A 3,922-nucleotide genomic window follows, 5' to 3' on the forward strand; every position below is an offset into this window, starting at 1 on the left:
GACCGTTTGCTAATTCCAGCAGGGGGGGGTGCTTGGCAACAGCTTGACCTCGCCAGTGCACGCTGTCTGCGGCTGGCCGCCACCGTCGGCGCCACATCGATGCGCGCTGTCATCAACACGGGGGCTACCCGCAGTGTGATACGGGATCAGCTCGCGCTCCAATTAGGTCTGCCCTACATCGGCGCTACTTTGACCGGTACCTTTACGCGCGACGTGGTCGGATCACTGTATCGGGTCGAGCGGCTCACTCTCGACGGCGTCGGCTTCAATAATATCTCGGTCGGATCGTTCGAGGTGGCGCAACTGGCAAGTCTTCCTGAAGGTGTTTCGCTGGTCATCGGGCAGGACGTATTGCAGCAGGTTGCGCTACACGTTCAATTTACCAAAGATCGTGCCCGCTTGCTTGCGCCGTCTTCGATACGGTCGATGTCGGGCTATCGCAGGCTATCGCTTGTCGGGACGGCGCGACAATTTCCGGCTCTTGAAATGCGGCTCGAGGCTCATGGCCTGGAACGCGCGGTCGTGGATCTTAGCAGCAGTGTTCCGGTCTCAATCTCGCGTGACTACGCGGCGCAGCTCGGGATCTTGGGAAACAGGCCGATTTCTACAACAATGATCCGGGATAGCGACGGCGTTTCGGTCGATCAGATCTTTGTTGCTCGCAAGATCGAGTTCGGTCCGTTCACGCTGAACGAGGTCCCGGTGTGCGTCGTGGGGCATTGGGAGTTCGCGTCTCCAATCTCACTCGGATGGCCCTTCTTTGCCGCCTTTGATGCTATTTTCTCTCTTGGGGAAAGCCGTTTGTTGTTGAGGGGCGACGCCGCGCGGATCGCAGCTCCATTTCCTCGGGACCGCTCCGGCATCGGCGGCCAGCGCGGCGCAGACAGCATCATCATCCGGCATGTGGCAGTGAACAGTCCTGCAGCGGCGGCGGGGCTGAAGCCAGGAGACATGATTGTCAGGATCGATGGGCGCCGGATTGATCATGCCTTTCCGCCGCAGGGTGAGCGGTTGGGCCAGGAACCTGGCGGGACCCGGATCCGCCTCGACCTGTCTGACGGCCGTGCGGTGATACTCGTGCTTGCTGACTATTTTTGAGGCGAGTGGAATGTGTGCCGACATGCAACAGATCCCATCCTATCTCGTCCGCCAAATCTGCTAGCGAAACCCCATGGCGCGCATTCTGATTGTTGAGGACGATCCCGTCACCGCAGAGGAAATCCGCTCGGCGCTGCAGCAAGCCGGGCATGATGTGACGCATGTCTGCGACGGCGACAAAGTGATCGATATCGCGACGCGCGAGCCCTTCGATGCAATGACGCTCGATCGGGTACTGCCCGGCACAGACGGCCTCACGCTTGTGCACTGCCTGCGCGAGCGCGGGCTGAACATGCCTGTCTTGATGATCAGTGCCATGGGCGAAGTGGACGATCGGATCAGCGGGCTCCGGGCGGGGGGCGACGACTATCTCGTCAAACCCTTTGCGCCGGGAGAAATGGCGACCCGGGTCGAGGCGCTGTTGCGTCGCCAACAAATGTATCAAACGGAACGCCCTGTCTTGCAGGCCGGCAAGATCCAGCTCGATCTGATCCGTCGCGAGGTGGAAGTGGATGGCGAACCGGTGTCGCTCCTCCAGATGGAATTCAAGCTGCTCGAATTCCTGATGCGCAATCAAGGTACAATCGTCACCCGTCGCATGCTGTTCGAGCAGGTCTGGGGTTATCGCTTCGATCCTGGCGCCAATCTTATCAATGTGCATATTGCGCGCTTGCGCAAGAAGATAGATGGGCCCGATGCGCCGTCAGCGATCCAGACCATCAAGGGCGAAGGCTACCGGCTTGATGCTGTCTGATCGGCTCCGGTTTCGCGAGATCAGCAACCTGACAACCTTTCGGCTGACTTTGTGGTTTGGATTATTGTTCGCGCTCGGCGTCCTGGCGCTGCTCGGCACTATTTATGTGCTGACAGCCCACGAGCTCAACGCACGCAGCGATCGCGTTTTGCGCTACGAAACCGCGCGACTTGAGAAATTTCCACCGGCCGACCTGGCCGCCGCAATGCGCGAGGAGATGGCCAATGGCGCCAGTCGCCTTAACTATTATGCGCTGCTCGATAAGGATGGCCGCAGGCTTGTTGGCAATATGCGGCCGCCCCCTGGCCTGAAGTTCGATGAGCCCAAGGATGTCGGCGGTCTCGGCGGCCCCAAGCCGATCCGTATGATCGCGCTGCGCGTGCCGAACGGACAAACGCTGGTGATCGGGCGCGACATCACACCACTGGTCGACTTTCGCTATCATATCCTGCTCATTCTCGGTGGCAGCGGCTTCGCTATCGCCTTGCTGGTCTTAAGCGGCGGCTTCTTCCTCAGTCTCAAACCGATGCGCCGCGTTCGCGCGCTGGAGCGCGCTGGCCGTGACATTGCGCGGGGTGATCTTTCGGTACGCATGCCGGTCACTGGCCGCGGCGATGAGCTCGATCAGCTCGCCAGCGTCGTCAATGTCATGGTTGATGAGGTCGAGACTATGTTGGTCCAGGTCCGGGAGGTTACCGATGTGATCGCGCATGATCTTCGGGCGCCAATGGGACGCGTGCGCAATCAACTCGTTCGGGCGCGGCAACTCCATCAGGGCGATGCGGCATTGGAGCCAATCTTCGGATCGGCGCTGGTCGAGATTGACAATGTGCTCGACCGGTTCACCGCGCTGCTGCGGATCGCGGAATTAAAGGCCAGCCACCGCATCGCAGGCTTCGGCCCGGTTCAGGCCGCCGAACTGGTGCGTACTGTCGGCGATCTCCATCAGCCGGTTGCGGAAGAGCGTGGCATCACGCTTGATGTCCGAATCGACGGGCGTTTCGTCCTGGAAGGCGATGAACATCTGCTGTTGGAGGCGCTCAGCAACCTTGTCGACAATGGGCTAAAATTCACCCCCGAAGGTGGGCGCGTCATCCTCTCGACGCGCCAGCCGGCCGAAGGTGCCGGCCTGATCGAAGTCAGCGATAATGGCCCCGGCATCCCGACAGGCGAGCGCGACAAGGTGCTGCGCCGTTTCTATCGCGGTAGCAACGCCACGCAGGTCGGTGGCTCGGGCATCGGCCTGAGCGTCGTCGCCACGATCCTGCATATCCACGGCTTCGCGCTGGAATTGCGCGACGCCGATCCCGGCCTGTGCGTGCGGATCCGCGGCGAAGCGACAGGGCGTTCCGGGAAGTGAAATTCATTTAATTCGCCGCGGTGCACAAAGCGCGGCATGAAGGCGGCGCCGGCGATGACCCATGGTCATACCGGGCAAAGATCCGATTCCGGCCCCGGGGCCTCTTCATCCGATATCGAAGCGGAGCCTATGCTGCACCTGGTCAAGCTTGCCCTCAGCAAGCCCTATACATTTGCCGTGCTGGCTATCCTGATCCTTCTGTCGGGAACGGTCGCGTGGATGCGCACGCCGACGGATATATTCCCGGATATCAAGATCCCCGTCATTGCCGCTGTCTGGACCTATCGGGGCCTGCCGCCGGAGGATATGGCGGGCCGCGTCGTCTATTATTACGAGCGTCAGCTCTCGACCACCGTAAGCGACATCGACCAGATCGAAAGCCAGTCGCTGAACGGCATCGGCATCGTGAAGATCTTCTTCCGGCCCGGCGTGGATATTCGCACCGCCACCGCGCAGGTAACGTCCGTTTCCCAGACTGTCCTGAAGCAGATGCCCCCCGGCATCACGCCCCCACTGATCCTGAACTACAATGCCTCGACGGTGCCGATCCTGCAGTTGGCGCTTTCGTCAGGATCGCTGTCCGAACAGAAGATTTACGACCTCGGTCAGAACTTCATTCGTCCCGGCCTTGCTGCAGTGCAGGGCGCAGCCAGCCCATCCCCTTCGGGCGGGCGCGAACGCCAGATTCAGATCGATTTGGACCCGCAGGC

The 3,922-nt window shown here is 60.9% G+C and carries 4 protein-coding genes; all 4 read left to right on the plus strand.

Annotated features, from left to right (window positions below; genetic code table 11):
• The coding region (locus ACOJSI_RS14300) for an aspartyl protease family protein (protein ID WP_420138969.1) at window positions 1-1,098 on the plus strand (1,098 nt) is incomplete at its 5' end.
• 73 nt (window positions 1,099-1,171) lie between these two features.
• Window positions 1,172-1,852, plus strand: coding sequence for a response regulator transcription factor (locus ACOJSI_RS14305; protein ID WP_420138970.1), 681 nt, complete (start codon window positions 1,172-1,174; stop codon window positions 1,850-1,852).
• Window positions 1,842-3,212, plus strand: coding sequence for an ATP-binding protein (locus tag ACOJSI_RS14310; RefSeq protein ID WP_420138971.1), 1,371 nt, complete (start codon window positions 1,842-1,844; stop codon window positions 3,210-3,212). Before ACOJSI_RS14305 ends, ACOJSI_RS14310 begins: the two co-directional genes overlap by 11 nt.
• Before the next feature lie 129 nt (window positions 3,213-3,341).
• A partial coding sequence (locus tag ACOJSI_RS14315; RefSeq protein WP_420138972.1) for an efflux RND transporter permease subunit occupies window positions 3,342-3,922 on the plus strand: 581 nt, incomplete at its 3' end.

The organism is Sphingomonas sp., from assembly GCF_048595155.1.
Lineage (GTDB): Bacteria > Pseudomonadota > Alphaproteobacteria > Sphingomonadales > Sphingomonadaceae > Sphingomonas_I.